Origin of the sequence: Stutzerimonas marianensis (genome assembly GCF_022810315.1) — a bacterium.
Taxonomy (GTDB): Bacteria; Pseudomonadota; Gammaproteobacteria; order Pseudomonadales; family Pseudomonadaceae; genus Stutzerimonas; species Stutzerimonas marianensis.
In genome coordinates this window covers 196,959-223,270 of sequence record NZ_JALGRD010000002.1, presented here as the reverse complement: position 1 = coordinate 223,270, position 26,312 = coordinate 196,959, and the positions used below count along the sequence as shown (strand labels likewise).

Here is a 26,312-nt window from a genome sequence, read left to right as displayed (position 1 = left end):
CCGGGTGGTTAGAGCGTTTGGAAGCTATACCGCTAACGGTAATGCCGTTGCAGTATTTCCATCGCCAGGTTTATCGACTGAATGCGGGTCGTGCTGCCGCCGCGGTCGGGGTGGTGGATGCTGACGAGCTGTCGATAGCGCCGCTTGATGGCAGCCATGTCCAGGCCGGGCTCGCTGTCCAGTTCGAACAGCTCCAGCGCGGCGCGCTTCTGTTCCGGGTCCCAGTCGCCGCTGCGGTCACCCACCTGGTCGCCCCGCATGCGCGACCAGAAGCTGGCGAGCAAGCGCTCGACCTCCGCTTCGTCGGTGTCGCGCAGGTTGGTCATGTCCAGGTAGTAATCGCGAAGCGGATCGCCGGTGGTGATCCCACTGGTGCCTGGAACGTAGGGCTGCAGCTGGACGCAGAGCGGGGAGATCTGGAGGTGATGGCTGCATTCGCCCCAGAGCCGATCGCGTAAGCGGTACAGCGCATTGAAAACGAGGAAATGCGTGCGGAATAGCACCAGCTTGTCGATCAGCGGCAGGTGCGGAATATGAGTGCTGTGCCGGGCCTTGAGCTGCTGGATCAGCTCGTATTCGCTGCAGCCATCGGGCTGTTCGCGGAGCAGCAGTAGGATCTGCTCAGCCAGGTCCTGCTCGGGTTCGAGGTCATCGTTCATGCGGGCAAGCCTAGCATAGCGCCAGCATGGCGAACGCAGGATGGACGGGGTAGGGCGGCAGGGCATTTGCGCGTAAAATGCGCGCCTTTCGCATCTCACCCGGAACACCTGACATGGGCAACCTCTCGGTCAACCAGAACAAATTGCAGAAGCGCCTGCGCCGTCTCGCCGGCGAGGCCGTCACTGATTTCAACATGATCGAGGATGGCGACAAGGTCATGGTCTGCCTGTCCGGCGGCAAGGACAGCTACACCATGCTCGACGTGCTGCTGTATCTGCAGAAGGTCGCGCCGATCAGGTTCGAAATCGTTGCCGTCAACATGGACCAGAAGCAACCCGGCTTCCCCGAGCAAGTGTTGCCCGAATACCTGAAGTCGATCGGGGTCGAGTATCACATCGTCGAGAAAGACACCTATTCGGTGGTCAAGGAGAAGATTCCGGAAGGCAAGACCACCTGTTCGCTCTGCTCGCGCCTGCGCCGCGGCACCCTGTACACGTTCGCCGACGAGATCGGCGCGACCAAGATGGCCCTCGGGCACCATCGCGACGACATTCTGGAAACCTTCTTTCTCAACATGTTCTATGGCGGCACGCTGAAGGCCATGCCGCCCAAGCTGCTCTCGGATGATGGGCGCAACGTGGTGATCCGTCCGCTCGCCTACTGCAGCGAGGCGGACATCGAGGCCTATTCGACGATGAAGGCCTTCCCGATCATCCCGTGCAACCTCTGCGGTTCGCAGGAGAACCTGCAGCGCCAGGTGGTCAAGGAGATGCTGCAGGAGTGGGAGCGTAAATCGCCCGGGCGTGTGGAGATCATGTTCCGCGCCCTGCAGAACGTGGTGCCTTCGCAGCTGGCCGACCGCAACCTCTTCGACTTCAAGAGCCTGCGCATCGATGATGCGGCGAAGCCGCGCTTCCTAGATGTGATGAGCCTTTAAACGCTCGGTTCGTCGCGACCCGGGTCGCGGCGTCTTCGCCCTGCTTGCCTGTCCGCGAGGCGCTGGAGTAAGGTTCGGCCATCGCTTTGGAGTTTCCCATGCCGTTCAGCCTCAATGTTCTGTCCTCGCTCCACGCCGGTGCTGCTCGCGCCGCGCGGGCTCGTGTGCAGTCGTTGCTGTCGTCGGCGTATTACTTTTTTGGGTATTGGTTTAGCCATAGGCTCGCCTGATACCCCACAGGCGGCCTGACAACCAGGGTCGCCACCAGAGACGTTTGAAGAAACCCCCGGTCGGCAACCCGACCGGGGGTTTTGTTTTTTCCGGCCAACGATGGCCACCGCTCGAGGAACCGCAGATGAACCGTTATCGGAACGCTTACCGCAACGACCGCTATGACTGGCGATTTAGCCGACTGACCGCTGCCTCCATACCACCAGAACGAACAACTCGATAGCGCCGCCGCGGCATCGACCGCGCCGGCGAGGGAACCGCCAGATCATGAATGCTTCCGCCTCCGCTCAACTTGTCTCCACATCTGTCTCCATCAGCCGTCGCAGCGCCCAGCCGCTACCCAGCCCCGCCTTGCTGCGCCAGCGCCTGCCCCTGACGGGCGCTCTCGCCCAACGTATCGCAGCTGACCGTGACGCCATTCGCGCCGTGCTCGAGGGGCGTGATCCGCGATTGCTGGTCGTGGTCGGCCCCTGTTCGCTACACGACCCCAAGGCCGCGCTGGAGTATGCCGAGCGCCTTGCTGCGCTGACGCCTCAGGTCGAGGATCAACTGCTGCTGGTCATGCGCGCCTATGTGGAGAAGCCGCGGACCACAGTGGGTTGGAAGGGCCTGGTCTACGATCCGCACCTCGATGGCAGCGGCGACATGGCGGCGGGGCTGGCGGTTGCCAGGCGCTTGATGCTGGCCATTGTCGAGCGCGGTTTGCCGGTCGCGACGGAGCTGTTGCAGCCCTTGGTGGCAGGTTACCTGGACGACCTGCTGGGGTGGGCTGCGATTGGTGCCCGTACCAGCGAATCCCAGGTCCATCGGGAACTGGTCAGCGGCCTGGACATGCCGGTCGGTTTCAAGAACGGCACCGATGGCAGCCTGGGCATAGCCTGCGACGCCATGCGCTCCGCCGCCCACCCGCACAGCCATTTCGGCATCGACGACCTCGGGCATCCGGCCGTGATCACTACCCGCGGCAACCCTGATACCCACCTGGTGTTAAGAGGCGGGCACACCGGGCCCAATCATGACGCGGCGAGCGTTGCCGCGGCTCGGTCGGCATTGCAGCGGCAGGGTATCGAAGCGCGCATTCTGGTCGACTGCAGCCATGCCAATAGCGGCAAGGACCCGTTGCGCCAGCCGGCAGTGCTGCAGACGGTCCTCGACCAGCGCCTGGGCGGTGACGACAGCCTGAAAGGCGTCATGCTGGAGAGCAACCTGTTCGACGGTTGCCAGGCCCTAGGTGGCGATCTGCGCTACGGCGTTTCCATCACCGACGGTTGCCTGGGCTGGCAGTTGACCGAGCAAACCCTGCTCGAGGCGGCAGCCCGGTTGCGTCGCTAGGTGGCCGGGCTTGCGGGCTCGGTCCCGGGCGGGCAACCTGTGCCGCGAATCTGGATCGAGCATTGAACTGCATGCGTGACTACAAATGGCTGCACGAGTACTGCCTCAATCGTTTCGGTTCGGCGGCGGCGCTGGAAGCCCGCCTGCCGCGGCCCAACAGCGGCGACGAGCTGCGCGCCGTCCCGGACGACCGTTACTTGTCGCTGATCAGCCTGCGCATCTTCCGCGCGGGGCTCAAGCACAGCTTGGTGGATGCCAAGTGGCCGGCCTTCGAGGAGGTCTTCTTCGGGTTCGATCCGGAAAAGGTGGTGCTGATGGGCGGCGAGCATATCGAGCGCTTGATGCAGGACGCCCGCATCATCCGGCATCTTGGCAAGCTCAAGAGCGTGCCACGCAACGCCCAGTTCGTGCTTGACGTGACCGCGAGCCATGGCAGTTTCGGTCATTTCCTCGCCGGTTGGCCGATCACCGACATCGTCGGCTTGTGGCGATACCTGGCCAAGCAAGGTTGCCAGCTCGGCGGCTTGTCTGCGCCGCGCTTGCTGCGCATGGCTGGCAAGGACACCTTCATCCCCAGCAATGATGTGGTTGCGGCGCTGAAAGCGCAGAACGTCGTGGATCGTGTTCCGAGCAGCCAGCGGGACCAGGCGCGGGTGCAGGATGTCTTCAACCGCTGGCATGAAGAAAGTGGCCGGCCGCTGTGCCAGCTTTCGGCGATGCTGGCGTTCACGGTCAATCACTAGCCGAGGGCGCGAGCTGGCGTGGTTGCTGCATTGGGCTGCGGACTGCCAGTTTTCCGTCAGCCGCAGGAGCATTCGGATGAAGATGATCAGTTTAATCGCCGCCTTCCTGGTTCTTGGCGGGTGTATGAAGGTCAGCGACATGGCCGAGGGGACACGCGAGCAGCTGCGCGACGTCGGTATTCTCGACCACAGCCATACGCAGCGGTCTGCGTCCTGGCGCTTGCAGCCGGATTCGTCCATCTACATCGCTCAAGGGCACTTCGTGCCGCCAGGAAACGCTTACCCGCGGCCCAATGTAGTGGCGGAAGAAGCCTTCAAGGGCTTCGTCGAGTATTTCCCCCTCGTCCGGCGTGCACCCGATCCTGCTGGATTGGACGAGGCATTGAACCAGGCGACCGCTGCGGGTGCCCATTACTTGCTGTATACGCGATTCGCCGCGGCGGATGACCGAATCGGCAGCTTCGACGAGTTGAACGACCAGCGTGCGGTCGACCGGCTGGGTGTCGACACCAGCGTGATCCAGCTGATGCTCATCGAGACGGGCAGCCATTATCTGGTCGATACGGCACGGATCCGCAGCCGCGGTGGGCTGCTGAACATCTATGATGCGACGCCACAGGTTCTGCTGGGTCCGCCTCTCAGGGACTATGCACGGAGCCTGATCGGCCTTAGTCGATAGGAGCCAACATGAGCGATGCAGGCAAGGCTGCGGATCTGCTGGGGCAGATTCCGAAGCAAGAGAAGAAGGGGCTGCCACCGGTGCACCTGTGGAATCCGCCATTCTGTGGGGATCTCGACATGCGCATCGCTCGCGACGGCCGCTGGTACTACATGGGCACACCGATCGGCCGGCCGGCGATGGTGCGCCTGTTCTCGACAGTCATCCGCCGCGATGGCGATGACTATTTTCTCGTCACGCCGGTCGAGAAGGTCGGCATACAGGTCGAGGATGCCCCCTTCGTGGCGGTGCGTCTGGAAGTGACGGGCGATGGCGCAGAGCAACGTCTGCGCTTCGTCACCAATGTCGAGGATGAGGTGGAGGCGGGCGCCGAGCATCCGCTGCGTGTCGTCATCGCTCCGCAGACGCAGGAGCCGTCACCCTACATCCATGTGCGCGCCAATCTGGAAGCACTGGTACATCGCAACGTGTTCTACCAGCTTGTCGAGCTGGCGGTGCCGGGTGTGGTCGAAGGCGAAAACTGGCTCGGTGTGTGGAGCGGTGGGGTGTTCTTTCCGATTGGTCGCGCCGAATAGCGATCGCTGCAGTTCTTACCGGTGATAAAAAAGGCTCCCGAGGGAGCCTTTTCGTTGCTTACATGTTGGGGTAGTTCGGCCCGCCGGTACCTTCTGGCGCAACCCAGGTGATGTTCTGCGCCGGGTCCTTGATATCGCAGGTCTTGCAGTGCACGCAATTCTGCGCGTTGATCTGGAAACGCTTGCTGCCGTCGTCGTTGTCGACCACCTCGTAGACGCCAGCCGGGCAGTAGCGCTGGGCGGGTTCGTCGTACAGCGGCAGGTTCTTCTCGATCGGGATCGATGGGTCGGTCAGCTTGAGGTGAACGGGTTGCTCTTCCTCATGGTTGGTGTTGGAGAGGAACACCGAACTGAGCTTGTCGAAGCTGAGCTTGCCGTCGGGCTTAGGGTAATCGATTCGTTTGGACTGCGCGGCGAGTTTCAGGCACGCATGATCCGGCTTGGTATCGTGCAGCGTGAAAGGAATCTTGCCGCCGAAAATGTTCTGGTCGACGAAATTGAACGCACCGCCCTTGACCGCGCCCCACTTGTGGATCGCCGCACCGAAATTACGACTCTTGTACAGCTCGTCGTACAGCCAGCTGCTCTTGAATCCTTCCTCGTAGCCCGTCAGCTCGTCGCCGCCCTCGCGTCCGGCGAACAGCGCGTCGGCTACGGCTTCGGCGGCCAACATGCCGGACTTCATGGCGGTGTGGCTGCCCTTGATCTTGGCGAAGTTCAGCGTGCCGGCGTCGCAACCAATCAGCGCACCGCCCTTGAACACCATCTTCGGCAGGCAGTTCAGGCCACCCTTGGCGATGGCGCGCGCACCGTAGGACACACGCTTGCCACCTTCCAGATACTGTTTCACCACGGGATGGTGCTTGTAGCGCTGGAACTCATCGAACGGCGACAGGTAGGGGTTGCTATAGGACAGGTCGATGATCAGACCGACCACGACCTGGTTGTTTTCCAGGTGATAGAGGAAGGAGCCGCCGGTATTGTCATCGTCCAGCGGCCAGCCGGCGGTGTGCACCACCAGGCCGGGCTCATGCTTGGCCGGATCGATGTCCCAGAGTTCCTTGATACCGATCCCATAGTGTTGCGGATCGACGTTGGCGTTGAGCTGGTAGCGGCTGATCAGCTGCTTGCCGATATGGCCTCGGCAGCCTTCGGCGAACAGGGTGTACTTGGCACGCAGCTCCATGCCCGGGGTGTACATGCCTTCCTTGGGATTGCCTTCGCGATCGACGCCCAGGTCACCGGTAACGATGCCGCGGACAACGCCGTTCTCGTCGATCAGCGCTTCCTGGGCGGCGAAGCCCGGGTAGATCTCGACGCCCAGGTTTTCCGCTTGCTGGGCCAGCCATCGGCACAAATTGCCGAGAGAAATGATGTAGTTGCCTTCGTTATGCATGGTCTTCGGAACCAGTGCATTGGGCAGCTTGCGCGCCGCGTCGGCGCTCTTGAGCAGGTAGATGTCGTCTCGCGTGACGGGGGTGTTCAGCGGGGCCTCGAGTTCCTTCCAGTTGGGGAAGAGCTCGTTGAGCGCGCGAGGCTCGAACACGGCGCCGGACAGGATATGGGCGCCGACTTCGGAACCCTTCTCGACGACGCAGACACTGATCTCGTTCCCGGCGTCGGCAGCCCTCTGCTTCAGTCGGCAGGCAGCGGACAGGCCCGCGGGGCCGGCGCCGACGATGACTACGTCGAATTCCATGTATTCGCGTTCCATTGGCTATCTCCTACTCAAGGCTTTGAATTTTTGTGTGATCGTGAGGGCTGGATCGTTTCCCTGACCTGGCCGAGCTGCCGCATTATATAGATGTGCCGGTAGGGGTCCAATACAAACGTTTGTTTGAATTTTCCGCAAGCCTGTTAGAATCGCGAATCTGCTGGTTATAGCGGGGTATATGCGTTGTTGACCCCAGCCGTAGGCAGCAGTCAAGATACGGGCAGTTTTGCGCGCGCCGAAAGGGTTCCGCGGTTCTATTGACGCCCGAATCCCCGAGCCATGGCTCGGTTCGCCTCGGCGACATTCCTATTCACCGGAGAGTAGAGGAATCCATGAAGATTCTTGTAGCTGTCAAACGAGTGGTCGATTACAACGTCAAGGTTCGTGTCAAGGCGGACAACTCCGGCGTCGACCTCGCCAACGTCAAGATGTCGATGAACCCCTTCTGCGAAATTGCCGTGGAAGAGGCCGTTCGCCTGAAAGAGAAGGGCGTCGCCAGCGAGATCGTCGTGGTTTCCATCGGTCCGACCGCCGCTCAAGAGCAGCTGCGTACCGCCCTGGCGCTGGGCGCCGACCGTGGCGTACTGGTCGAGTCCAGCGAAGAGCTGAACTCGCTGGCCGTGGCCAAGCTGCTCAAGGCCGTTGTCGACAAGGAACAGCCCCAGCTGGTCATCCTCGGCAAGCAAGCCATCGACAGCGACAACAACCAGACCGGTCAGATGCTCGGTGCGCTCACCGGCTTCGCCCAGGGCACCTTTGCCTCCAAGGTCGAAGTGGAAGGTGACAAGGTCAAGGTCGAGCGTGAAATCGACGGCGGTGCACAGACCGTGCTGCTGAACCTGCCGGCCATCGTGACCACCGATCTGCGCCTCAACGAGCCGCGTTATGCGTCGCTGCCGAACATCATGAAGGCCAAGAAGAAGCCCCTTGAGGTCGTGACCCCGGATGCGCTGGGCGTGACCGTCACCTCGACCGTGAAGACGTTGAAGGTCGAAGCACCTGCTGCACGCAGCGCCGGTATCAAGGTCAAGTCGGTGGCTGAACTGGTCGAGAAACTGAAGAACGAGGCGAAGGTAATCTAAATGGCTATCCTGGTTATCGCTGAACACAACAATGCCGTTCTGGCCGCTGCGACCCTGAACACAGTGGCTGCCGCCAAAGCAATCGGTGGCGATATTCATGTGCTGGTCGCCGGCGCCGGTTGCGGCGCCATCGGCGAAGCGGCTGCAAAGATAGAAGGCGTATCCAAGGTGCTCGTCGCCGACGACGCGGCCTACGGCCATCAGTTGCCGGAGAACGTTGCGCCGTTGATCGCCGGCCTCGCCAAGGACTACAGCCACGTCCTGGCCGCTGCCACGACCAATGGCAAGAATTTCATGCCGCGTGTCGCTGCTCAGCTCGATGTCGACCAGCTCTCCGAGATCATCGCTGTCGAGAGTGCTGATACTTTCAAGCGTCCGATCTATGCCGGCAATGCCATCGCCACCGTGCAGTCCAGCGCGCCGATCAAAGTCATCACCGTTCGCGCAACCGGTTTCGATCCGGTCAATGCCGAGGGCGGCTCGGCGAGCGTCGAGCAGGTGTCCGGTTCGGGTGATGCGGGCGTGTCTTCCTTCGTCGGCGAAGAGTTGGCCAAGTCTGACCGTCCCGAACTGACCGCTGCGAAGATCGTCGTCTCCGGCGGCCGGGGCATGCAGAACGGCGAGAACTTCAAGCACCTGTATTCGCTGGCCGACAAACTCGGTGCAGCGGTCGGCGCCTCGCGCGCCGCGGTGGATGCTGGCTTCGTACCGAACGACATGCAGGTCGGCCAGACGGGCAAGATCGTCGCGCCGCAGCTGTACATCGCGGTCGGCATCTCCGGTGCCATCCAGCACCTGGCCGGCATGAAGGACTCCAAGGTGATCGTCGCGATCAACAAGGATGAGGAAGCACCTATCTTCCAGGTTGCCGATTACGGCCTGGTAGGTGATCTCTTCGAAATCCTGCCGGCGCTCGAAGAGCTCGTCTGAGGCGTTTCGCAGGAAGAAAAACCCGCTCTCGTAGCGGGTTTTTTCATGGGCGCTCGGTCCCCGCGGCCGGTGTTAAGATGCGCTGCCAGGTCCGTTCGCCATCCGACAAGAGGTAACCCATGCGCTGTGCCGTCCGGCTGAAAATCGCCGCCCTGATCACGTCGCTGCTCGCGACACCTTTGGCCGCCGGCGCGGCGGGTGGCAAGTGCGACCGTCTGATCGCCACGGGTGGTGCGGACAACCCACCGTTTCTCTGGCGCGATCCGCAGAATCCGAAGCGCCTGATAGGTGCCAATGCCGATATGCTCAAGCGGATCGCCGATTCGCTCGAGCTCAAGCTGGAGCTGCTCTATACCGGTGACTCGGCAAAAGCCTTGGAAGAGGTAAGCAGTGGCCGCGTGGATCTGTTGGCCGATGCGGCATTGAGCGTGTCGGAGCTGGAGCGGATGGACTTCGTGCATCCGGCCATCACCGGGCTGCAGGTCGCTGCCTGGGTGCGTAACGAACCAGGGGTCTTCTATGCGAGCCGGGACGATCTCGCCGGACAGACCGGTACGCGAGTGGCTGGGCAGAACTGGGGCCGCGTCTTCGAAGGCTATGCAGCCGAGGCGTTGAAGCTGGATACCGCGCCCAGTCTTGCCGAAGCGATGCAGCGGCTGCTGGTGGGCGAGACCGATTACGTCCTGCATGAGCGGTACAGCGCCGTCGCGCTTGCCGGCCCATTGGGCTTGCTCGACGACGTGCAACGGCTGCAACCACCGGTACTGAGTAGAGGGATGCATTTGGCGGTGTCCCATGACTCTGCGTGCAATTCCCCCTGGCTGCGGGGCCAGCTCGCGGTAAAGATGACCGAGCTACGCGCCGCTGGTGTGCCCGAGCAGCTGCTCGCGGATAACCTTGATCGCTGGAAGCAACAACAATTGGCACCTGCCAGCAGTTCTCACCGCTAGGGTCGAACGAGTTGAAAATACCCTTCCTATCCGTTTGCGCGCTGGTGCTTTCAGGCTGCGCTACCGATCCCGCTCCCTCCGAGCAGCTTCGCCTGACTGAGCAGGCCATCGTTCAGGCCCGTGCCGTCGGTGCCACCGAACAGGTCCCGGCATTGCGGCAGGCTGAAGACAAACTGGCGAACGCCACCGCGGCGATGAAGGATCGCGACTATCGCCGCGCCCGGCTGCAGGCTGAGCAGGCCGAGTTGGATGCTCGCTATGCCGAGGCGCAAGTGCTCAACGACAAAAGTGAACTGCAGCTGAACGAATTGAATCGTCGTATCGCGCGCTTGCGTGAACAGTTGGGAGCATTACGGTGAAGTCGATTCGCATCATGCCGTTTCTCTTTCTTGGCGCTGCCGGCCTTCAGGGCTGTACGTCCCCGGGCTTGGAGCAGCAGCTGCAGGAGGCGAGCGCTGCGTACGAGCAGGTCAGCCAGGATGCACGCGTCGTGCATGACGCGCCGAAGGATGTCATGCGTGCCGGCGATTCACTCGAGCGCGCCAAGCGCTTCGCAGGCTATCTGGGCAATGCCGAGGATGCCGAACACTATGCGTATCTCAGTCGGCGCTACAGCGAGATCGCTCGTAATCACAGCGCGCTGCAACGCAACCAGATGCGTGCTACGCAATTGGCGATGGAACAGGAGCGCCTGCGGCAGACGCTGCAAGAGGCCAGGGTGCTGGACGCCCATCAGCAGGATCGCTGGCTGGACGAGCAGATGATCAGTATGGCTGCTGCCGAATCCGATCGCGGTTTGGTAATGACCCTGGGCGATGTCCTGTTCAAGCCGGCTAGCGCCGAACTCGGTAACTCGGCCAATCGCACCTTGCTCAAACTGGCCCATTTCCTCCAGCTCAACCCTGGCCGCAGAATCCGTATCGAGGGCTATACGGATAACCGCGGCGACGCCGCTGAGAATCTTCAGCTGTCCCGCGCTCGGGCGCAGGCCGTCGCGGATTTCCTGGTCGACCTAGGCATCGAGGCCTCGCGCATGGAGGTGCTCGGCTACGGCGAGCAGCATCGGATCAGCGAGAACGCCTCGGCGCGGGGGCGGGCACAGAATCGTCGGGTCGAAATTCTCTTCTCGGACGACAAGGGGCGGCTCAGTCCACCGCGTTGAGGCGTGGCGCCGGCGTAAAGGTAACCGACTGTTTCGGCGACTTACCTGCTAACTGTATTGGTCGGGTTCTGTAGCCCTGTACTACTGTTATGGTCCAGTTCGCGGAGACGGGCCAAATGACCAATCTGTTGCTTTACCAGCGTATTGCGCACCAGCTTGCCGAAGACATTCGCCGTGGTGTCTATCGGCCTGGCGAGCGTGTCCCGTCCGTGCGCAAGATGAGCATGCAGCTCAACGTCAGCCATGCCACCGTCCTGCAGGCCTACGCGAACCTAGAAGACCAGGGCATGATCCGGGCGCGCCCGCAGTCGGGTTTCTATGTGCACCACACGCCGGCGCTGACGGCCCCGACGCCGGATATCGCGCAGGTCGAGCGGCCGACGCTGGTCACCCGCAGCAGCATCATCAATCAGGTATTGAGTGAGTCGCGTCGCGACGGATTGATTCCGCTCGGGGCCGCGGTACCTCATGTCGATTACCTGCCGGTTCGGGCGCTGCATCAGCAATTGGCGAAGGTGACGCGCTTCCAGAGCCAGCGCGCCTTCACCTACATGTTCAGCCCCGGGTACGAGCCTCTGCGCCGGCAGGTCGCCATCCGCATGCGTGACGCGGGTGTGGTCGTCGGACCGGATGAAGTGGTGATCACTCACGGTTGCGTCGATGCACTGCAGATGTCGTTACGCGTACTGACCAAGCCCGGCGATCTCATCGCTGCCGAGTCGCCCAGTTATTACGGCCTGCTCCAGCTGGCCGACCTGCTCGGTCTGAAGGTCATCGAGATTCCCTGCGACCCGGATACGGGTCTGAGCCTCGAAGCGTTGCAACTGGCCGCCAGCCAGTGGCCGATCAAGGCACTCGTGCTCACCGCGCGGCTGAGCAATCCGCTCGGCGGCAGCATGCCGGACGCACGGCAGAAACAATTGCTCAAGCTGGCGGCGAATTTCGACATCCAGATTGTCGAAGACGATATCTACGGCGAACTCATGTTCGACGCAGGTTCGGTCAAGGCGCTGAAATCCAATGACAGCGAGGGGCGGGTGATCTATTGCTCGAGCTTCTCCAAGACGCTGTCTCCGGGTGTACGGATCGGCTGGATCCTGCCGGGCAGGTACCGGGAGGACGTCCATCGCCTGCAGACCTTCAGCACCCACTCGGCCTGCAGCGTGACCCAGATGGGTGTGGCCGCCTACCTGGAGAATGGCGGCTACGATCGGCACCTGCGCTATATCCGGCACGAGTACCGCAGCAACCTCAGCGCGTTCCAGCTGGCGGTGCAGCGTTTTTTCCCGGAGGGCACGCAGATGACGCGGCCCACGGGCGGGTTCATTCTCTGGGTGAGCCTGCCGGCCCGCGTGAACACCAAGGAGTTGCACGTACAGGCGCTCAATCGGGGGATCAGCATCGCGCCAGGGTTGATCTTCAGCAATACCGAGCAGTTCAATCACTGCATCCGGCTCAATTGCGCCTTGCCGTGGACCGCTGAGGTAGAGCGGGCGTTGAAGACGCTGGGTACTTTGGCAGGGGAGCTCTGTCGGCAAGCGAACTAGTCATGAGGAGGTGAGGGGTGACGGTGAGGGCATGGTTGTTCCGGTTGGCATTACCGCTTCTCGGTGCTTGCGATGGCGACCAGCCGTCGGAGCAGCCGCATGCACCGGACACGCCTGAGCCGCGTGGGGAGATCACGCTGGGTGAGCCGATCGCACCCGAGCCGGACCAGGCACCCCGGCTCGATCAGCCCGACCAGGATCTCCCGCCCCCGATCAGCATCGAGTTGCCCGAGGTCACGGACGAGGCGGCTGAGGCGCCACCACCGGTCGAGGTCGCACCGGCACCCGTCAAGGCACCCGAACGCGCTGCGGCCCAGCGTCGCCAGGCGGCGGCCGAGCCGGCGCTGGACGCTCCCGAGCTGGATCTGAGCCTGCCGGACGACTGGACCGAAACGCTCGACAACAGCCAGGAAGAGGCCAGCCTGGACCTTCTTCCACCCCTTTTCCCGACCGGAAAGCCCGACCGCTCGTTGCAGATGAGCGGTCGCCTGCTGCCGGATATCGAAGGGCGCGAGGACGATATCAGCGGCGCGCAGATCAACTTCAAAATCAAGCGTTGAGGGCCGCAGGGCCTCAGGTCAGGTTCGCGTCGCTGGGTGCTGTTTCCTGAAGGCGGCTGCGCTCGAAGAGCTGGTGGAGTTCCTCGACACGTAACGGCCGGCTCATGTGAAAGCCCTGCATTTCTCTGCAGCCGTCCGCCAGCAGCAAATCCATCTGCTCCGACGTCTCGACCCCTTCGGCCGTGACCCGAATGCGCAGCCCGCGCCCGAGATCGATCAAGGCCTTGACGATGGAGTGATCCTCGACCGAGTGCGGCATACCGGCGACGAAGCTGCCGTCGATCTTGATGACATCGAACGGATAAAGCCGCAGATTGCTCAGCGACGAGTAACCCGTGCCGAAGTCGTCCATGGCCAGGCGCAGACCCAGCGTTTTCAAGCGATTGAGTACATCGAGCGTGCTCTGGTTTTCCTCCAGCAACGCGCTTTCGGTGATCTCCAGTTCAAGCCTGGCGGCGGGCAGGCCGCTGTCGAGCAGGGCGCTGCGGATGACTTCGAACAGCTCGGCGTTGCGCAACTGCAGGGGCGAAAGGTTCACCGACACGACCGTCGCGGCATGCCAGTTCGCTGCTTCGAGGCAGGCCTGGCGCAGCACCCATTCCCCAAGCGGAACGATCAGGCCGGTTTCTTCGGCCAGTGGCACGAACTGTTCAGGCAGGAGCAGGCCGCGTGTCGGGTGATGCCAGCGGATCAGCGCCTCAGCACCGTTGACCCGCATGCCTTCACTGAAATAGCGCGGTTGGTAATAGACCTCGAACTGCTGTTCGGCCAGAGCCAGGCGCAGGTCGTCTTCCTGCCGTCGGCGCTCGTGCAATCGTTTGTCCATCTCGCTGCCGTAGAAACACCAGGTGCCGCGGCCATTGGCCTTGGCCTGGTACAGCGCGATGTCGGCGCAGCGCAGCAGGTCGCTGGCCTGTACGGCGTCGGTTGGCGCCAGGGCGATGCCGATGCTGGCACCGATGTGGATAAGGTGCTCTTCGTAATGAAAGGGTTCGCTGAGGCTCGTCACCACGCGGGCGCAAAGCCCCTCGATATCGTCACCACCCTGCAGGCGCCCGAGCACCATGACGAATTCGTCCCCGCCCAGGCGAGCAACGAGATCGTCAGCTCGCACGCATTGCTTGAGCCGACTGGAGACCCCCACGAGAATCTCGTCGCCGGCACCGTGGCCCAGCGTGTCGTTGACCGGCTTGAATCGGTCAAGATCGATGTACAGGACGGCCAGCTTCGAGACGCTGGTGACCGTCGCAAGTCTGGTTTCCAGGTATTCGCGTAGCCGGTTGCGGTTGGGCAGGCCGGTGAGCGCGTCGTGCTGCGACAGGTACTGCACGCGCGCCTGGGCCTTGGTTTCTTCGGTGATGTCGCTTGCGGTGCCGCGATAGCCGAGCAGCGCCCCGTCGCGGCGGATCGCCCGCGCTGACAAACGACAATGCCGCTCGCAGCCAATGGCGGCCCGGTAGCTGCAACGCAGAGGGGCTCGGCGTGACGAGCCGAGCCAGTCCTGCAGCGCCGCTTTGTCACTGATGAGCAGATCGAGTAATGGACGGCCTATCCAGGTGTCCGGCTTGTGACCGGTGATCTCTTCGAACCGGCTGGACAGGTAAGTCAGCCGGGCCTGGTGGTCCGTTTCCCAGATCCAGTCGGACGCGGCCTCGGCGACGTCGCGAAAGCGCTCTTCGCTGGCCGCCAGCGCCGAGCGGCTCGCCATCAGACGTTTGTAGCTGGTGTCCATCACCCGCAGGTTTCTCAACGCCTGGCGCAGCAGTAGCCAGGCGAGCAGGCCGAGGCCGAGGGTGACGGCGCCGAGCACTGGCATGGTGATCCAGAGCAGGTATTCGCCGGGTTGCGACACCGACCAGGTCATTGTCACCGGCGAAGCGTCGAGTCGCGCCAGCGCGAGGCGCGCATCGGGGTCGTCGCCCTGGCCGGTTGCGACACGCAGGCCGTCGATCGCATAGGCCGCGCCCAATTCACGAAGACGCGCAGGGTCGAGCAGATCGACGAACAGCAAGGTCGCCGCCGGGCCGGGGCCCGGCTTGATATCGCTGCCGCCCGTCGTCATGACCGCCGCCGCGGCCATGGCCGGGTGCCCCTCGGCCGTCAGCAGGCCGGCAGCGGTTTCCTCGTCTTCGACCGCCGTGCGGGCATCGGCTAGCAGTGCACGCAATCCGTTGCCAAGCCACTCATCGGCGTCGATCTGCGCAAGCTCGCCGCGAATCACCGAGTAGGTGGTGCGCCCCTGGGCATCGATCACGAACACGGCCTCGTAGCCGAAGTCCTCGAACAGCGAAGGTCCGAGATTCTGCTGGTCGTACGCCCAGTCCAGATTGGTACGGCTGCTGAGGTTGGCGTAGGCGTCACCCCAGAAGGCGTTGTCCGCGATGTGTCGATTCATGCCCTCCTGATGGGTTTCGAACGCGCGCTCGGCCAGGAACCGTTCACGCACGAGCGCGTCGCGATCGATGGTCCAGGCGATATGGATGACGGCGGCGGCCGCCGCGAGTAGCGCGACAGCCAGTAGGCAGGCGATGGACGGGAGGATACGGCGGGCGAAGGTGGCCTGGGCCTGGGGCCTGATATCACCGAAGGAGGCGGGTACTGCTGACATGGTTCATCCTTACGAAGGCAAGAATGATCGCCCGGATAAAGGCGAAACGCCATCACTGAACGTTTGGGCTGTGTTCCCGCAAGGATGTCGGGACCGGTGATCTCGCCCGCGATCGGCTAGCGGTCGCGGGCGTCCTCGGCATCCGCTTCGGCATTGCGTCGGGCGATCCGCTGTTTTTGCTCCTCGGTCAGCGGAATCTTGCGGGCCCCGGCTTTCAACATGATCAAGCCGCCGATGATCGAACCAAGGACCACGGCCAATAGCAACCAGATGTACCAGGGCATCTACGCACTCCTGAATAGACTCTATGTCGTCACCTTACGCTGTGGCGCAAGGCGACGCCATTCCAGTGGGCGGAAAGGTCTCGTGGGCGCTGGACGCCGCCGAAACGGTGGATTTCTGCCACAATGCGCGCCGGATTTTGACGAGGATTGCCCATGCCCAGCCAGACCCCCATCATCGTTGCGCTCGACTTCCCTTCCCGTGATGCCGCGCTGGCGTTGGCCGACCGCCTGGATCCGGCGCTGTGCCGCGTAAAGGTGGGCAAGGAGCTGTTCACCCGCTGTGGCCCGGATATCGTCGAGGCTTTGCAGGCCAAGGGATTCGAGGTGTTTCTCGACCTGAAATTCCACGACATTCCGAACACCACCGCGATGGCGGTCCGTGCGGCAGCCGAGCTGGGCGTGTGGATGGTGAACGTGCACTGTTCCGGAGGTCTGCGGATGATGGCTGCCTGCCGGGAAGCGCTGGACAAGGCAAACGGGGCCAAGCCGCTGTTGATCGGTGTGACGGTGCTGACCAGCATGGAGCAGCAGGACCTGTCGGATATCGGTTTGGATATCCCCCCCCAGCAGCAGGTGCTACGGCTGGCCGGGCTGGCGGCCAGGGCCGGGCTGGATGGCCTGGTGTGTTCGGCCCAGGAAGCGCAGCCGCTCAAGGCACAATTCCCAACGTTGCAACTGGTGACGCCCGGCATCCGACCGGCCGGTAGCGCGGCGGATGACCAGCGCCGGATCCTGACGCCCGCCGAGGCAATGGCGGCTGGATCCGATTTCCTGGTTATCGGCCGGCCAATCGCCCAGTCCGGTGATCCGGCGAGGGCGTTGGCTGCGGTCGTAGCGGAGCTGGCATGACGCAAAAGTCGGTCGCTCCAGTGGCCGACGTGCGGCTCAGCTGACTTTCAGGACCAGCTTGCCGAAATTGCCGCCGGTGAAGAGCTTCATCAGGGTGTCCGGGAAGGTTTCGAGGCCTTCGACCACATCCTCCTTGCTCTTGAGCTGGCCGCTCTGCATCCATTGCGCCATGTCTTTCATCGCTTCGGGATAGCGCGAGACGTAGTCCATGACCACCATGCCCTGCATGCGGGCTCGATTGACCAGCAGCGACAGGTAGTTCGCCGGGCCTTTGACCGCATCGGTGCTGTTGTACTGGCTGATCGCCCCGCAAATGACGATGCGTGCGCCGACGGTGATGCGGGTGAGCACGGCGTCGAGGATGTCCCCGCCGACATTGTCGAAAAACACGTCCACGCCTTTCGGACAGGTGCGCTTCAGGCCGGCGGCAACGTCTTCGCTCTTGTAGTCGATCGCAGCGTCGAAACCGAGCTCGTCAGTCAGGAAGCGGCACTTGTCCGCACCGCCTGCGATCCCGACCACACGGCACCCCTTGATCTTCGCGATCTGCCCGGCAACGCTGCCCACCGCGCCGGCAGCTCCGGAGATCACCACCGTTTCGCCCGCCTTGGGTTCGCCTACGGCCAGCAGGCCGAAATAGGCGGTCATGCCGGTCATGCCGAGCGCGGAAAGGTAGCGCGGTAGCGGTGCCTGCTTCGGGTCGACCTTGTAGAACCCCTTGGGCTCACCGAGGAAGTATTCCTGGACGCCCAGCGCGCCATTGACGTAATCGCCTTCGGCGAAACCGGGGTGCTGAGACGCGATGACCTTGCCGACACCCAGCGCGCGCATCACTTCGCCGATGCCGACCGGCGGGATGTAGGACTTGGCATCGTTCATCCAGCCACGCATGGCGGGGTCCAGCGACAGGTACTCCACCTTGACGAGAATCTGCCCAGGTCCCGGCTCGCTCACCGGCGTCTCGACGAAGTCGAAGGTGTCACGGCCCGGCGCACCGACCGGGCGTTTGGCCAACAGGAATTGGCGATTGGTCTTGTCCATGGGAGCCTCTGATCAGGAAAACCTTTGGTTTAGCCCCTCGGGTCCTGACCTGCAAGTGGTGGGGGGATCTGAAATGCACGGGCATCGGCGCGAGTGATATCGGGCGAGCAACTTATGACTTGTCCCGCATTGGCGGTATAACAGTGACCGATTCGCCAGCCTTGGTCACGCCAGGCGCTCGGCTTCTCCATATACGAACAAGGGAACTACGCATGAGCATGTCATTCGCCGGAAAGGTCGCGCTGGTTACCGGTGCCGCAGCGGGCATTGGCCGCGCTACCGCCCTCGCGTTTGCCGCGCAGGGATTGAAGGTCGTCGTGGCCGATCTCGATGAGACCGGTGGCAAGGCCTGTGTCGAGGCCATCCTGGAAGCAGGTGGGGACGCGCGGTTCGTTCGGTGCGACGTCACACGCGATGAGCAGGTTCGCGCCCTGGTCCAGCAGACCATCGAGGCGTATGGCCGGCTGGACTACGCCTTCAACAACGCCGGGATCGAGATCGAGCAGGGTAAGCTGGCCGAGGGCAGCGAGGCCGAGTTCGATGCCATCATGGGCGTCAACGTCAAGGGTGTCTGGCTGTGCATGAAACACCAGCTACCCGTGATGCTGGCGCAGGGGGGCGGTGCGATCGTCAACACCGCCTCGGTCGCCGGCCTTGGTGCGGCACCCAAGATGAGTATCTACTCGGCGTCCAAGCATGCGGTGATCGGGCTGACCAAGTCGGCGGCCATCGAGTATGCCAAGAAGGGCATACGGGTCAATGCGGTGTGCCCGGCGGTGATCGACACCGACATGTTCCGCCGCGCCTATGAGGCGGACCCGCGCAAAGCCGAGTTCGCCGCGGCGATGCACCCGGTTGGACGCATCGGCAAGGTGGAGGAGATCGCGGCGGCGGTGCTCTATCTGTGTAGCGATGGGGCGGGGTTCACGACGGGCCATGCCTTGGCTGTGGATGGTGGGGCGACGGCTATCTAGGTCGTTGCTCTCAGCGGTCATGCCGTACGACCGCATCCGTCCTGAACGCAGCAGGCGGCATCATGCCGCCCACCTCACCCGCGACCCTTCAGGATCACCAACGTCAGAACCCCCGCGATCAGCCCCCAGAGCGCCGCTCCGATGCCGAACAGCGTGAGCCCTGAGGCGGTCACCATGAAGGTGACCAGCGCAGCCTCGCGCTCACTGGGTTGCTGCATCGCCTGGGTCAGCCCCGACCCGATCGAGCCGAGCAAGGCCAGTGCGGCAACCGACAACACCAGCGCGGCGGGAAAGGCCGCGAACAACGCCGCCAGCGTCGCGCCGAAGATACCCGCGATACCGTAGAACACCCCGCACCAGACCGCCGCGGTGTAGCGCTTGCCCCGGTCGGCATGCGCCTCCGGCCCGGCGCAGATGGCCATGGTGATCGCCGCTAGGTGGATGCCGTGGGAGCCGAAGGGTGCCAGCAGCAGTGAGGCGATGCCGGTCACCGAGATCAGCGGCGATGCCGGTGTGTCGTAGCCTTCTGCACGGAGCACCGCCAGCCCCGTCATGTTCTGCGAGGCCATGGCGATGACGAACAGCGGAATGCCTATGCTGAAGATGGCTGCAACGGACAGCGATGGGGTGGTCCAGACCGGTACGGCGATGCGCAGGCTCAGGCGCTGGAAGTCCAGCAGTCCGGACAGCCCGGCGATCAGGCAGCCGACCAGCAGCGCGCCGAGTACCGCATAACGGGGCTGCACACGCTTGGCCACCAGGTAGGTGAAGAACATGCCGAGCACCAGTAGCGGCTGCACTTCCACCGCGCGGAAGATTTCGATGCCGATGTTGAAGAGCACCCCTGCCAGCAGGGCGGCGGCCAGCGAGGCGGGCACCCTGCGCATCAGTCGATCGAAGCTGCCGGTCAGCCCGCACAGCGCGATCAGGGCCGAGGCGAAGATAAAGGCACCGATGGCTTCCCCGTAAGGTACGCCTGGCAGGCTGGTGATGAGCAGGGCGGCACCAGGCGTCGACCAGGCGATGACCACCGGCGCGCGATAGCGAAGCGACAGGCCGATGCTGCAGATCGCCATGCCGATGGACAGCGCCCATATCCATGACGAGATCTGGCCCTCGCTGAGACCGGCCGCCTGGCCCGCCTGGAACATGAGCACGAGCGAGCTGGTATAGCCGGTCAGCATGGCGATGAACCCGGCCACCATGGTCGAGGCCGTGGTGTCGGCGAGCGGGCGAGGTAGGGAGCGAGTAGCGTCCGTCATGGCGATTCCTTTGAGTCCGGCCGTTTAGCCTAGAGCGCGCCGCGGCAGACGTCACCGTACAGCAGGCGCGGCGATTGGCGTAACAGCAAGGGGAGTCAATACACGCCGAAGGCTGGACGAGGCGTGGGGCTGGTGCGGCTTTGCCTGGCTTCCTCGGCGCCGTTGGCCTTGGGCCTGGCAGTTTTCGGCCTGCCTCTCGTCCCTCTCGAAACTGTTCTGGCACCGATGTTGCTATTACCCCTGTGCCTGCTGCGAAGCGTCAAAAAAACCGCAGCTGTTGGAGGAACGATGAGCCAGGGTATCGAATTCAACCGCTTGATGCTGGAAATGCGCGCCATGCAGACCGACGCAATGGCTCGCTCCAAGCCCGTGTCCGCCCCGCAGGAAGTGGGTGCGCCGAGCTTTTCCGACATGCTCGGCCAGGCCGTCAACAAGGTGAGCGAAACCCAACAGGCGTCCAGTCAACTGGCCAGCGCCTTCGAGATGGGGCAGGGCGGTGTCGATCTGACCGACGTCATGATCGCGTCGCAGAAAGCCAGCGTCTCCTTCCAGGCCATGACCCAGGTGCGTAACAAGTTGGTCCAGGCGTATCAAGACATCATGCAGATGCCGGTCTAAGGCAGGGTTTGATCAATGGCTGAAGTGCTTAGCAAGGTTCCCGTCGCGGTCGATTCGGATGCTCCGAAGAAGCCGCTGTTTGGCCTGTCTTTCCTTGAAAACCTCTCCGAGATGTCGATGCTGCGGCAGATTGGCCTGCTGGTCGGCCTGGCCGCGAGTGTGGCCATCGGCTTTGCCGTGGTGCTCTGGTCGCAGCAGCCGGACTATCGCCCGCTGCTCGGCAGCCTGGCCGGGATGGACGCCAATCAGGTCATGGAGACGCTGACCGCCGCGGACATCACCTACACCGTCGAGCCGAACTCCGGTGCGCTGCTGGTCAAGGCAGACGATCTGGCGCGTGCGCGCCTGAAACTCGCCAGCGCCGGCATTGCGCCGACCGACAGCAACATCGGTTTCGAAATCCTCGACAAGGAACAGGGGCTTGGCACCAGCCAGTTCATGGAGGCCACCCGCTATCGCCGTGGTCTGGAGGGGGAACTGGGTCGCACCATTTCCAGCCTGAACAACGTCAAGGGCGCGCGTGTCCACCTGGCGATCCCGAAGAGTTCGGTGTTCGTTCGTGACGAGCGCAAGCCGAGCGCGTCGGTTCTGGTCGAACTCTATCCGGGGCGCAGCCTCGAGCCGAGCCAGGTGATGGCCATCATCAACCTCGTCGCCACCAGCGTGCCTGAGCTGACCAAGTCTCAGATCACCGTGGTCGACCAGAAGGGCAACCTGCTGTCCGACCAGCAGGAGCTGACCGAACTGAGCATGGCCGGCAAGCAGTTCGACTACAGCCGCCGCATGGAGAGCCTCTACACCCAACGCGTGCACAACATCCTGCAGCCGGTGCTGGGCAACGGTCGTTACAAGGCCGAGGTATCGGCTGACGTGGACTTCAGCGCCGTCGAGTCGACGTCCGAGACGTTCAACCCGGACCAGCCGGCCCTGCGCAGCGAGCAGAGCGTCAACGAACAGCGCCAGAGCAGCCTCGGCCCGCAAGGTGTTCCGGGTGCCCTGAGCAACCAACCGCCGGGCCCGGCCGCCGCGCCGGAGAACGCGGTCGCCGGTGCAGCGCCGGCAGGCGCGATCGCCCCCGGCCAGCCGCTGCTCGATGCCAATGGTCAGCAGGTCATGGACCCGGCCACCGGCCAGCCGATGCTGGCGCCATATCCGGCCGACAAGCGCGAGCAGTCGACCCGCAACTACGAGCTTGACCGTTCCATCAGCTACACCAAGCAACAACAGGGTCGCCTGCGCCGGCTTTCCGTCGCGGTGGTACTGGATGACCAGGTGGTGGTGTCCGCCGATGGCCAGGCCACGCGGGTTCCGCGCAGTGCCGAAGAACTGGCGCGCTTCACCCGTTTGGTACAAGACGCCGTTGGCTTCGATGCCAGCCGCGGTGACAGCGTCAGCGTGATCAATGCGCCGTTCGCCAGCGACTCGATGGAAGAGACGTTCGTCGACAGCCCGTTCTACACGCAACCCTGGTTCTGGGACATCGTCAAACAAGTGTTGGGTGTACTGTTCATCCTGGTGCTGGTGTTCGGCGTGCTGCGTCCGGTGCTGAACAACCTGACCAATGCCGGCAAGGGCAAGGAACTGGCGCCGGTCGGCGCAGGCGATGCCGAGCTGGGCGACATGGAAGGCATCGATGGTGCGCTGGCCAGTGACCGGGTCAGTCTGAGCGGGCCGCAGAGCATCATGCTGCCGAGCCCGACCGAGGGGTACGATGCGCAATTGAATGCCATCAAGAATCTGGTAGCCGACGATCCGGGCCGGGTAGCGCAGGTCGTCAAAGAGTGGATCAACGCAGATGAGTGACGCACGGGTTCCCGCCAAGATGAACAAGGTCGACAAGGCCGCGATTCTCCTGCTTTCGCTCGGCGAGGCCGATGCCGCGCAGGTCCTGCGGCACCTTGGCCCGAAGGAAGTGCAGAAGGTCGGCACGGCCATGGCGCAGCTGCGCAACGTGCAGAAGAACCAGATCGAATCGGTAATGAGCGAGTTCGTCGAGATCGTCGGCGATCAGACCAGCCTCGGCGTCGGTTCGGACGGCTACATCCGCAAGATGCTCACCCAGGCGCTGGGAGAGGACAAGGCGGGCGGCCTGATCGACCGTATCCTGCTGGGCGGCAACACGAGCGGCCTGGACAGCCTGAAGTGGATGGAGCCGCGTGCCGTGGCCGATGTCATTCGCTACGAGCACCCCCAGATCCAGGCGATCGTGGTGGCTTATCTCGACCCTGACCAGGCCGGCGAGGTGCTTTCGCATTTCGACCACAAGGTGCGTCTGGACATCGTGCTGCGCGTCTCCTCGCTCAACACTGTGCAACCGGCGGCGTTGAAGGAGCTGAACCTGATTCTGGAGAAGCAGTTCTCCGGCAACTCGAACACCACGCGTGCGAGCCTCGGCGGCGTCAAGCGTGCGGCGGACATCATGAACTACCTCGACAGCTCGGTCGAAGGCCAGCTGATGGATGCCATCCGCGAAGTCGACGAGGACCTGTCCTCCCAGATCGAAGACCTGATGTTCGTGTTCGACAACCTGGCGGATGTCGACGACCGGGGCATCCAGGTGCTGCTGCGCGAAGTATCCTCCGACGTACTGGTGATGGCGCTCAAGGGCGCAGACGAGGCGATCAAGGAAAAGGTCTTCAAGAACATGTCCAAGCGCGCCGGCGAACTGCTGCGCGACGATCTGGAAGCCAAGGGGCCGGTGCGCATCAGCGAAGTGGAAGGTGCGCAAAAGGAAATCCTCACCATCGCCCGTCGCATGGCCGAAGCCGGAGAAATCGTGCTCGGCGGCAAGGGCGGCGAAGAAATGATCTAAGCAGTAGGGCTCTGATTCGATGTCGAAGGAAAACCCCAGCGATGTGATCCGCGCGAAAGACGTCAATGTCTTCGATCGCTGGGCCTTGCCGAGCTTCGATCCGCTTGGTGGCGCACCGGAACCGGAGGCGCCGGAGCAGCCGCTTGAAGAAGCCGAGCTGGCGCACAGCGAGGACGTTCCCGTCGAGGAAGTCAAACCGCTGACGCTCGACGAGCTCGAGGCGATTCGCCAGGAGGCCTACAACGAAGGCTTCAGCACCGGTGAAAAGGACGGTTTTCATGCCGGGCAGTTGAAAGCGCGACAGGAAGCCGACGCTGCGCTGGCTCCAAAGCTGGCCAGCCTCGAGACGCTGATGGGGCAATTGCTCGAGCCCATCGCCGATCAGGACCGCAATCTCGAGCACGCCATGGTCACGCTGGTCAGCCAGCTCGCTCGTGAGGTCATCCAGCGCGACCTGCTGATCGATTCCAGCCAGATTCGCCAGGTGTTGCGCGAGGCGCTCAAGCTGCTGCCCATGGGCGCCAGCAATGTGCGCATCCATGTCAACCCTCAGGACTTCGAGCTGGTGAAGGCGCTACGCGAGCGCCACGAAGAAACCTGGCGGATACTCGAGGACAGCGACCTGTTGCCCGGCGGCTGCCGCGTCGAGACCGAGCAGAGCCGTATCGACGCCAGCGTCGAGACGCGCTTGGCACAGGCGATTGCCCAGTTGTTCGACCAACAGCGGGAGAATGCGACCAGCCCCCCGGAAGCCGACCTGCACATCGACCTCGACGCGGAACAGCCCGATGCGCCTTGAACGCACCAGCTTCGCCCGGCGTTTCGAAGCCTATGGCCAGGCGATCAAACTTCCCAGTCAGCCGATCCTTGAGGGTCGGTTGTTGCGTATGGTCGGGCTGACGCTCGAAGCCGAAGGCTTGCGCGCGGCGGTGGGCAGCCGCTGCCTGGTGATCAACGAAGACAGCTATCACCCAACCCAGGTCGAGGCGGAGGTGATGGGGTTTGCCAGCGGCAAACTCTACCTGATGCCGGTCGGCAGCCTGGCCGGGATCGCGCCCGGAGCCCGTGTCGTACCGTTGCCCAATACCGGACGTCTGCCCATGGGCACCTCCATGCTGGGGCGAGTGCTCGACGGCGCGGGACGAGCGCTGGACGGCAAGGGTGGCATGAAGGCCGAGGACTGGGTGCCGATGGACGGCCCGGTGATCAACCCGCTTAAGCGCCACCCGATCAGTGAACCGCTGGACGTCGGCATTCGCTCCATCAATGGGTTGCTGACGGTCGGGCGCGGTCAGCGCCTTGGCCTGTTCGCCGGGACCGGCGTCGGCAAGTCCGTGCTGCTCGGCATGATGACGCGCTTCACCGAGGCCGACGTTATCGTGGTCGGGTTGATCGGTGAGCGGGGCCGCGAAGTAAAGGAATTTATCGAGCACATCCTCACCGAGGAGAGCATCAAGCGCTCGGTGGTCGTCGCCTCGCCAGCTGACGATGCGCCCCTGATGCGCCTGCGCGCCGCGCAATACTGCACCCGCATCGCCGAGTATTTTCGTGACAAGGGCAAGAACGTGCTGCTGCTGATGGACTCGCTGACCCGCTACGCGCAGGCCCAGCGGGAGATCGCCCTGGCGATTGGCGAGCCGCCGGCGACCAAGGGCTACCCACCGTCGGTGTTCGCCAAACTGCCGAGTCTGGTCGAGCGTGCCGGCAACGCGGAGAAGGGCGGCGGTTCGATTACCGCCTTCTACACCGTACTGTCCGAGGGGGACGATCAGCAGGACCCCATCGCCGATGCCGCCCGAGGCGTGCTCGACGGTCATATCGTGCTGTCGCGTCGGCTCGCCGAGGAAGGTCATTACCCGGCGATCGACATCGAGGCCTCCATCAGCCGGGTCATGCCGGCTGTGGTCAGCCAAGAGCATCTGCGCGGCTCGCAACGCTTCAAGCAGCTCTGGTCGCGCTACCAGCAGAGCCGAGACCTGATCAGCGTAGGCGCCTACGTGCCCGGTGGCGATCCGGAGACCGACCTGGCGATTGCGCGCCAGGCCGAGATGGTCCGCTACCTCAGGCAGGGTCTCGACGAGGCCGAGGGGCTGACACAGAGCCAGGTCTCGCTGAACAACGTCTTCAACCCGAAAGCGGCGAACTAAGCGGTGTCGGCAAGCCGTGCGGCACGTCTCGGGCCGGTGATCGACATGGCCGAACGTGCCGAGCGTGATGCCGCGAGGCTGTTCGGCCAGGGCCAGACGCAGGTGGCGCAGGCAGAGGCCAAGCTCGAGGAGCTGCGGCAGTACTTCAGCGACTACCAGCAGCAGTGGCTGAACCAGGGCAGCCAGGGCGTCTCCGGGCAATGGCTGGTCAATTATCAGCGCTTCCTCTCGCAACTCGAATCGGCCATTGCCCAGCAGCAACGCAGCCTGGACTGGCACCGCAACAACCTCGACAAACTACGTGAGCAATGGCAGCAGCGACGGGCCAGGCTCGACGGGCTGCGCAAGCTGGTCGACCGCTATCTGCAGGAGGCGCGTACGGCCGCGGACAAGCGCGAGCAGAAGCTGCTCGACGAATTCTCCCAGCGACTCGCCGGCCGGCCAAAACAGGAATGAGCTTGCTGCGCGTAGGTTTGGGTGCTAAATCTTCATCAGCTTCTTTGCAACAGCACGGCTGGTCATTGAAGCCGCAGGCGCTGGCAGAAGAGGCGCCACCGGCGATGCCAGCGCCAATCCAGCAACACACGACAGCCGTGGCGCAGGGCCGCGACCTCG

The 26,312-nt window shown here is 63.4% G+C and carries 26 protein-coding genes; 20 read left to right on the top strand and 6 right to left on the bottom strand.

All coding sequences use genetic code 11. The features are described 5' to 3' along the window. Positions 1-32: 32 nt before the first annotated feature. A complete protein-coding gene (locus MST27_RS04085) occupies positions 33-659 on the bottom strand; it encodes a DNA-J related domain-containing protein (RefSeq protein ID WP_243604741.1) in 627 nt (208 codons plus the stop codon). 113 nt (positions 660-772) lie between these two features. Here MST27_RS04085 and ttcA point away from each other — a divergent pair, with 113 nt between their 5' ends. The 5 genes from ttcA (at position 773) to MST27_RS04060 (ending at position 5,157) form a co-directional block, all read left to right on the top strand. Beyond that, positions 773-1,597, top strand: coding sequence for a tRNA 2-thiocytidine(32) synthetase TtcA (gene ttcA / locus MST27_RS04080; protein ID WP_243604740.1), 825 nt, complete (start codon positions 773-775; stop codon positions 1,595-1,597). A 498-nt stretch (positions 1,598-2,095) separates the two neighbouring features. Beyond that, positions 2,096-3,160, top strand: a complete 1,065-nt coding sequence (locus MST27_RS04075; protein ID WP_243604739.1) for a 3-deoxy-7-phosphoheptulonate synthase — start codon at positions 2,096-2,098, stop codon at positions 3,158-3,160. A gap of 71 nt (positions 3,161-3,231) precedes the next feature. Further along, the gene (locus tag MST27_RS04070) at positions 3,232-3,903 is read left to right on the top strand and encodes a DNA-3-methyladenine glycosylase I (protein WP_243604738.1); all 672 of its coding nucleotides are present in this window, start codon (positions 3,232-3,234) and stop codon (positions 3,901-3,903) included. Between the two features lie 76 nt (positions 3,904-3,979). Then, positions 3,980-4,582 (top strand): DUF4823 domain-containing protein, encoded by a 603-nt coding sequence (locus MST27_RS04065; RefSeq protein WP_243604737.1) that lies wholly within the window; start codon positions 3,980-3,982, stop codon positions 4,580-4,582. Positions 4,583-4,590: 8 nt separating this feature from the next. After that, positions 4,591-5,157: a DUF1285 domain-containing protein gene (locus MST27_RS04060; protein ID WP_243604736.1), complete on the top strand. Its 567-nt coding sequence runs from the start codon at positions 4,591-4,593 to the stop codon at positions 5,155-5,157. 58 nt (positions 5,158-5,215) lie between these two features. Here the strand turns inward: MST27_RS04060 and MST27_RS04055 are convergent, their stop codons facing one another. After that, positions 5,216-6,871: an electron transfer flavoprotein-ubiquinone oxidoreductase gene (locus MST27_RS04055; RefSeq protein ID WP_243604735.1), complete on the bottom strand. Its 1,656-nt coding sequence runs from the start codon at positions 6,869-6,871 to the stop codon at positions 5,216-5,218. Between the two features lie 332 nt (positions 6,872-7,203). Here MST27_RS04055 and MST27_RS04050 point away from each other — a divergent pair, with 332 nt between their 5' ends. From MST27_RS04050 to MST27_RS04020, 7 genes are all read left to right on the top strand, one after another. After that, entirely contained in the window at positions 7,204-7,953 is a 750-nt protein-coding gene (locus MST27_RS04050) for an electron transfer flavoprotein subunit beta/FixA family protein (protein ID WP_243604734.1), read from the top strand. After that, positions 7,954-8,883: an electron transfer flavoprotein subunit alpha/FixB family protein gene (locus MST27_RS04045; protein WP_243604733.1), complete on the top strand. Its 930-nt coding sequence runs from the start codon at positions 7,954-7,956 to the stop codon at positions 8,881-8,883. It abuts the gene before it with no gap. Between the two features lie 119 nt (positions 8,884-9,002). Further along, positions 9,003-9,833, top strand: coding sequence for a substrate-binding periplasmic protein (locus tag MST27_RS04040; protein WP_243604732.1), 831 nt, complete (start codon positions 9,003-9,005; stop codon positions 9,831-9,833). Positions 9,834-9,844: 11 nt separating this feature from the next. Beyond that, complete coding sequence (locus tag MST27_RS04035; RefSeq protein ID WP_243604731.1) at positions 9,845-10,192, top strand: DUF4398 domain-containing protein; 348 nt, start codon at positions 9,845-9,847, stop codon at positions 10,190-10,192. Positions 10,193-10,197: 5 nt separating this feature from the next. Then, complete coding sequence (locus MST27_RS04030; protein ID WP_243605047.1) at positions 10,198-10,995, top strand: OmpA family protein; 798 nt, start codon at positions 10,198-10,200, stop codon at positions 10,993-10,995. A 116-nt stretch (positions 10,996-11,111) separates the two neighbouring features. Then, positions 11,112-12,542 carry an aminotransferase-like domain-containing protein gene (locus MST27_RS04025; RefSeq protein WP_243604730.1) on the top strand — a complete coding sequence of 477 codons (1,431 nt, stop codon included), beginning with the start codon at positions 11,112-11,114 and terminating at the stop codon, positions 12,540-12,542. A gap of 17 nt (positions 12,543-12,559) precedes the next feature. Next, positions 12,560-13,102, top strand: coding sequence for a hypothetical protein (locus MST27_RS04020; RefSeq protein WP_243604729.1), 543 nt, complete (start codon positions 12,560-12,562; stop codon positions 13,100-13,102). 13 nt (positions 13,103-13,115) lie between these two features. On the opposite strand, the gene MST27_RS04015 is transcribed toward MST27_RS04020, so the two are convergent. Further along, a complete protein-coding gene (locus tag MST27_RS04015) occupies positions 13,116-15,710 on the bottom strand; it encodes a bifunctional diguanylate cyclase/phosphodiesterase (RefSeq protein WP_243604728.1) in 2,595 nt (864 codons plus the stop codon). 116 nt (positions 15,711-15,826) lie between these two features. Further along, positions 15,827-15,994: a DUF2897 family protein gene (locus MST27_RS04010; RefSeq protein WP_243604727.1), complete on the bottom strand. Its 168-nt coding sequence runs from the start codon at positions 15,992-15,994 to the stop codon at positions 15,827-15,829. A gap of 153 nt (positions 15,995-16,147) precedes the next feature. Between MST27_RS04010 and pyrF the strand changes: the two genes are divergently transcribed. Then, on the top strand, positions 16,148-16,843 hold the full coding sequence (gene pyrF, locus MST27_RS04005; RefSeq protein WP_243604726.1) for an orotidine-5'-phosphate decarboxylase: 696 nt from the start codon (positions 16,148-16,150) through the stop codon (positions 16,841-16,843). A 36-nt stretch (positions 16,844-16,879) separates the two neighbouring features. Here the strand turns inward: pyrF and MST27_RS04000 are convergent, their stop codons facing one another. Then, positions 16,880-17,884: an NADP-dependent oxidoreductase gene (locus MST27_RS04000; protein ID WP_243604725.1), complete on the bottom strand. Its 1,005-nt coding sequence runs from the start codon at positions 17,882-17,884 to the stop codon at positions 16,880-16,882. Positions 17,885-18,096: 212 nt separating this feature from the next. On the opposite strand from MST27_RS04000, the gene MST27_RS03995 reads away from it, so the two are divergent. Further along, entirely contained in the window at positions 18,097-18,858 is a 762-nt protein-coding gene (locus MST27_RS03995; protein ID WP_243604724.1) for an SDR family oxidoreductase, read from the top strand. A 74-nt stretch (positions 18,859-18,932) separates the two neighbouring features. Here MST27_RS03995 and MST27_RS03990 read toward each other — a convergent pair whose 3' ends face one another. Continuing rightward, complete coding sequence (locus MST27_RS03990; RefSeq protein WP_243604723.1) at positions 18,933-20,120, bottom strand: benzoate/H(+) symporter BenE family transporter; 1,188 nt, start codon at positions 20,118-20,120, stop codon at positions 18,933-18,935. Between the two features lie 288 nt (positions 20,121-20,408). Here MST27_RS03990 and fliE point away from each other — a divergent pair, with 288 nt between their 5' ends. Genes fliE through fliJ form a run of 6 tightly spaced genes read left to right on the top strand, consistent with a single transcriptional unit; the run spans position 20,409 to position 26,153 of the window. Continuing rightward, on the top strand, positions 20,409-20,738 hold the full coding sequence (gene fliE / locus MST27_RS03985) for a flagellar hook-basal body complex protein FliE (protein WP_243604722.1): 330 nt from the start codon (positions 20,409-20,411) through the stop codon (positions 20,736-20,738). Between the two features lie 15 nt (positions 20,739-20,753). After that, entirely contained in the window at positions 20,754-22,541 is a 1,788-nt protein-coding gene (gene fliF / locus MST27_RS03980) for a flagellar basal-body MS-ring/collar protein FliF (protein WP_243604721.1), read from the top strand. Next, positions 22,534-23,550: a flagellar motor switch protein FliG gene (fliG, locus tag MST27_RS03975; protein ID WP_243604720.1), complete on the top strand. Its 1,017-nt coding sequence runs from the start codon at positions 22,534-22,536 to the stop codon at positions 23,548-23,550. Before fliF ends, fliG begins: the two co-directional genes overlap by 8 nt. 19 nt (positions 23,551-23,569) lie before the next feature. Further along, positions 23,570-24,349, top strand: a complete 780-nt coding sequence (fliH, locus tag MST27_RS03970) for a flagellar assembly protein FliH (protein ID WP_243604719.1) — start codon at positions 23,570-23,572, stop codon at positions 24,347-24,349. Further along, positions 24,339-25,697, top strand: coding sequence for a flagellar protein export ATPase FliI (gene fliI, locus MST27_RS03965; protein ID WP_243604718.1), 1,359 nt, complete (start codon positions 24,339-24,341; stop codon positions 25,695-25,697). Before fliH ends, fliI begins: the two co-directional genes overlap by 11 nt. A gap of 3 nt (positions 25,698-25,700) precedes the next feature. After that, positions 25,701-26,153, top strand: coding sequence for a flagellar export protein FliJ (gene fliJ / locus MST27_RS03960; RefSeq protein ID WP_243604717.1), 453 nt, complete (start codon positions 25,701-25,703; stop codon positions 26,151-26,153). Positions 26,154-26,312: the final 159 nt, after the last annotated feature.

Coding starts and splice junctions, on each gene's coding strand:
- MST27_RS04065 (WP_243604737.1), top strand. CDS start 3,980: ATGAAGATGATCAGTTTAATCGCCGCCTTCCTGGTTCTTGGCGGGTGT.
- fliI (WP_243604718.1), top strand. CDS start 24,339: ATGCGCCTTGAACGCACCAGCTTCGCCCGGCGTTTCGAAGCCTATGGC.
- fliG (WP_243604720.1), top strand. CDS start 22,534: ATGAGTGACGCACGGGTTCCCGCCAAGATGAACAAGGTCGACAAGGCC.
- MST27_RS03990 (WP_243604723.1), bottom strand. CDS start 20,120: ATGACGGACGCTACTCGCTCCCTACCTCGCCCGCTCGCCGACACCACG.
- MST27_RS03995 (WP_243604724.1), top strand. CDS start 18,097: ATGAGCATGTCATTCGCCGGAAAGGTCGCGCTGGTTACCGGTGCCGCA.
- MST27_RS04010 (WP_243604727.1), bottom strand. CDS start 15,994: ATGCCCTGGTACATCTGGTTGCTATTGGCCGTGGTCCTTGGTTCGATC.
- MST27_RS04070 (WP_243604738.1), top strand. CDS start 3,232: ATGCGTGACTACAAATGGCTGCACGAGTACTGCCTCAATCGTTTCGGT.
- ttcA (WP_243604740.1), top strand. CDS start 773: ATGGGCAACCTCTCGGTCAACCAGAACAAATTGCAGAAGCGCCTGCGC.
- MST27_RS04040 (WP_243604732.1), top strand. CDS start 9,003: ATGCGCTGTGCCGTCCGGCTGAAAATCGCCGCCCTGATCACGTCGCTG.
- MST27_RS04060 (WP_243604736.1), top strand. CDS start 4,591: ATGAGCGATGCAGGCAAGGCTGCGGATCTGCTGGGGCAGATTCCGAAG.
- MST27_RS04055 (WP_243604735.1), bottom strand. CDS start 6,871: ATGGAACGCGAATACATGGAATTCGACGTAGTCATCGTCGGCGCCGGC.
- fliF (WP_243604721.1), top strand. CDS start 20,754: ATGGCTGAAGTGCTTAGCAAGGTTCCCGTCGCGGTCGATTCGGATGCT.
- MST27_RS04085 (WP_243604741.1), bottom strand. CDS start 659: ATGAACGATGACCTCGAACCCGAGCAGGACCTGGCTGAGCAGATCCTA.
- MST27_RS04000 (WP_243604725.1), bottom strand. CDS start 17,884: ATGGACAAGACCAATCGCCAATTCCTGTTGGCCAAACGCCCGGTCGGT.
- MST27_RS04050 (WP_243604734.1), top strand. CDS start 7,204: ATGAAGATTCTTGTAGCTGTCAAACGAGTGGTCGATTACAACGTCAAG.
- fliE (WP_243604722.1), top strand. CDS start 20,409: ATGAGCCAGGGTATCGAATTCAACCGCTTGATGCTGGAAATGCGCGCC.
- MST27_RS04045 (WP_243604733.1), top strand. CDS start 7,954: ATGGCTATCCTGGTTATCGCTGAACACAACAATGCCGTTCTGGCCGCT.
- MST27_RS04015 (WP_243604728.1), bottom strand. CDS start 15,710: ATGTCAGCAGTACCCGCCTCCTTCGGTGATATCAGGCCCCAGGCCCAG.
- MST27_RS04025 (WP_243604730.1), top strand. CDS start 11,112: ATGACCAATCTGTTGCTTTACCAGCGTATTGCGCACCAGCTTGCCGAA.
- MST27_RS04075 (WP_243604739.1), top strand. CDS start 2,096: ATGAATGCTTCCGCCTCCGCTCAACTTGTCTCCACATCTGTCTCCATC.
- pyrF (WP_243604726.1), top strand. CDS start 16,148: ATGCCCAGCCAGACCCCCATCATCGTTGCGCTCGACTTCCCTTCCCGT.
- fliH (WP_243604719.1), top strand. CDS start 23,570: ATGTCGAAGGAAAACCCCAGCGATGTGATCCGCGCGAAAGACGTCAAT.